A 2,950-nucleotide genomic window follows, 5' to 3' on the forward strand; every position below is an offset into this window, starting at 1 on the left:
GATATGCCGTGCCGGCGGGGCCGCGGGGCGGGTCGGGGCCGTGAGGGTGGCCGGGTTTGAGGGAGACGTTGTGGTGGTGACCGGTGGCCGCGCCGGAGAGCCGGCTGGTACCGGATCTGGCGGTTGTGCGGACGGGCCTGGCGGTTGCGTGGGCGGGCCTGGCGCGTCCGCGGATGTCGTGGACGGGGTGGCGAAGCCGGACGGGTCAAGGTCCGGCCAGCTGGTCGAGGATGGCGAGGGCGTGGCACTGGCCGTGACGGCGACTGGTCCGGCAGCTGCCGGCGGGCTCGCCGTCAACGTCGGGTCGAGGTCCGGCCAACTGGTCGAGGGCGTCGTGGCGGTGACGGTGACGGTGACGGCGGCTGGTCCGGTGGCCGCCGCCGGGCTCGCTGCCAGTGCCGGGGCGGCGGTCCCCGCCGCGAGGGTGACGCCGAGCGCCACCTCAACGATGTGGCGCAGGGCCTGGGGGAGGATGCGCCGGGCAGCGGCGGCCGCCGCCCGCCCGCCGCTGCCCGGCAGCGCGGCCAGCGCGGCCAGGACGAACCCCGCGCACAGCCACAGCAGGCAGGCCCACGCGGCGAGGCCGACAACGGTCGTGAGCGCGTGCTCGGGATCGGCCGTGACCCAGTCGGGCACCGCCGAGAAGCCGGACGGGAGATCCGCCCGTCCCGGCCCGACCATGATCAGGATGATCGTCAGTGCCGTCGCGGCGGCCGCTCCCGTCAGGAAGACGAGCATGCGCCGGACGGCTGGCATCGGCAACTCCCAGTGGCTCGGGGCCTGATCCGCCGGCAGCGCAAAAATGATCACATCGCCGTTGGCTCATTGGCCTAGTTGATCGTCGAAATGCTTCGTTTGAGTCTGTTTGCTTGTGTAATCCCCAGAAGAGTTGATGTCAACCTCGGTTGGATGGCTTGTTCGCTGTCCACGGGTCCGACGGCGCCCGCGGCCGGCGTCTGTCACGATCGTCGCGCACCCGCGTCCGGTGATCGTCACACGCCCGCTCCCGCTGGCTGGACACGCCGGAGCGGTCCGTGCCAGCCTGCTGGGGCGCCGGTCATGTGGTGCGGACACCGTTCGTGACCAGCCCCGCGGGGCGTGATCCAGATGGGCTTGTCGTTGCGCACGCTTTTCGGCCAGGCGCGCGTACCCGGCGACGCGTCTGCGTCGATCTTCTTCGATGGCTGGCGCCCGCCGACGGGTGTTGTCACCCGTGCGGCTACGCATGGTTACATGGCTGGCGTTCCGGGTCGTATCCGGCGTTGCCGCGCCGCGTGTTCGGATGTGCCGCTGTGGCGGTTGCCGTCCGGGCGTTCCGCGGTCGACCGGAGCCCGCGGCCGGACCCGAGCCCGCCACAGGGGCCAGGGCTCACGGCAGCGTCCGGGAGTGAAGGGGGAGGGGACGGGTGCGCTGGGAGGCGCTTTTTGCCGATCTTGAGATGCAGTGGGAGGCGGCCGAGGCGGCCGAGCTCGACGCCGAGCTCATCGACAGGAGCCGGCGCGAGGCCGCGTACCTGCGTCTGATCGACCGGCTGCGGCCGGCGATCGGCTCGTCGTTGCGGCTGGGTGTCCAGGTTGTCGGGCGGGAGTCCGACAACGTCCTGACCGGGCAGCTCATCGCGCTGGGGGTGGACTGGATGCTCCTGCGGGAGCCGGCGGCCCACGAGGTGCTGGTGCCGCTGCACCGTGTCCTGTGGGTGCACGGCCTGGCCGCGCTGTCGGCGCATCCCGGCCACGAGGGTCCGTTGGCGGTCCGGCTGGATCTGCGCTATGTCCTGCGGGGCGTGGCGCGGGACCGTTCGTCGTGCGCGGTCGTACTGGCGGACGGCACACCGGTGCGGGGCACGGTCGACCGGGTCGGGGCGGACTTCGTCGAAGTGGCCGAGCACCTGGACGACGAGTTCCGCAGGGCGCGGTCGGTACGCGCGGTGCGGACCATTCCACTGGCCGCGATCGGGTTCGTCCGTCGGACCGTCTGAGCCGCTGCTGTTCCAGAAAGAACCGCTGGTGCTCCCGGGCCGAAGAACCGGTCCGGGCTGCCCGACCGGCCCGCTTTCGCCCCGGTCAGCCGCGCAGGCCGGGGAACTCCTCGTCCGGCAGCGTCTCGCCGCGGCCAAGGGGGTTGGCGAGCACGAATGCGCGGGTCTGCTCGTATGCCCGCTGGATGTATGCCTCGAGCTCGCTGCGTTCGACTCGCCACTGTCCGCGTCCGCCGATCTTTATGGCGGGGAGTTCACCCGAGCGGACCAGCGCGTACGTCTGGCTCGACGAGATGTTGAGGATCTCCGCCACATCGCTGAGCTGAAGGAAACGCTCGTTCATCGGCCTGTCTCCCTGGCGATGGATGGGTCGTGTCTCCTGTGTATCAGAGTCGCAGGTCCAAATCGCCTGTGAATGCCTCCGCTTGTGGATAACAGGTGCTGTTCGCCTTGGGTGCCAGGACTCCCGGCCCCACCGCCACGGCGCCGGCGGGCCCCGGCTGCGGCCCGTCAACGGATTCAGGTCGTGCTGTCGGGCGCTACGGCGGCGAACGGCGGCGATCCGGAACGCAGGCCTCGCCGAGAAGGCCGGCACGGGCCGTTACCGCGGCCCGTCGAACGGCACGTTCGAAGACCTTCGCGAGGGGTCCGGCGCGCCGGCCGGGGGCCGAGGGACGGGCGGCCCTCAGGCATGACACACCCGAGCACGACGGTCCGGAGGCAGCGGTCCGGAGGCAGCGGCCCGGGGTGGCACAGCCCGGACGCGATGATCGTTAAGTGGTGACGTGGGTCGCCGATCGGAGCGTGTCGATCGGGAAGTGGTGATCGGAAGAGGTGGTGATGATTGGGAGAGAATGGGCTCGCCGGCTCGGATCCGCCGGTTTGGTGGGCCCTCGTCCACAGGCGCCGTCGCGGACCACGTACCCTCAGCGATCAGGGTGTGCGCCGGACATGTCCGTCACCCGGTTCGC

The 2,950-nt window shown here is 71.2% G+C and carries 2 protein-coding genes and 1 pseudogene; 1 reads left to right on the forward strand and 2 read right to left on the reverse strand.

Annotated features, from left to right (window positions below):
- Window positions 1-756, reverse strand: a pseudogene (locus CM1CMNOD_RS05080) (LysM peptidoglycan-binding domain-containing protein); the annotation flags it as partial.
- Between the two features lie 650 nt (window positions 757-1,406).
- On the opposite strand from CM1CMNOD_RS05080, the gene CM1CMNOD_RS05085 reads away from it, so the two are divergent.
- Window positions 1,407-1,979: a hypothetical protein gene (locus CM1CMNOD_RS05085; protein ID WP_013872589.1), complete on the forward strand. Its 573-nt coding sequence runs from the start codon at window positions 1,407-1,409 to the stop codon at window positions 1,977-1,979.
- Between the two features lie 85 nt (window positions 1,980-2,064).
- On the opposite strand, the gene CM1CMNOD_RS05090 is transcribed toward CM1CMNOD_RS05085, so the two are convergent.
- Window positions 2,065-2,322 (reverse strand): helix-turn-helix domain-containing protein, encoded by a 258-nt coding sequence (locus CM1CMNOD_RS05090; protein ID WP_013872590.1) that lies wholly within the window; start codon window positions 2,320-2,322, stop codon window positions 2,065-2,067.
- Between the last annotated feature and the right edge of the window lie 628 nt (window positions 2,323-2,950).

The organism is Protofrankia symbiont of Coriaria myrtifolia (assembly GCF_900634755.1).
Lineage (GTDB): Bacteria > Actinomycetota > Actinomycetes > Frankiales > Frankiaceae > Protofrankia > Protofrankia coriariae.

What these genes read in the sequence shown, in the direction of transcription:
- CM1CMNOD_RS05090 (WP_013872590.1), bottom strand. Translation starts at nt 2,322, where the DNA reads ATGAACGAGCGTTTCCTTCAGCTCAGCGATGTGGCGGAGATCCTCAAC.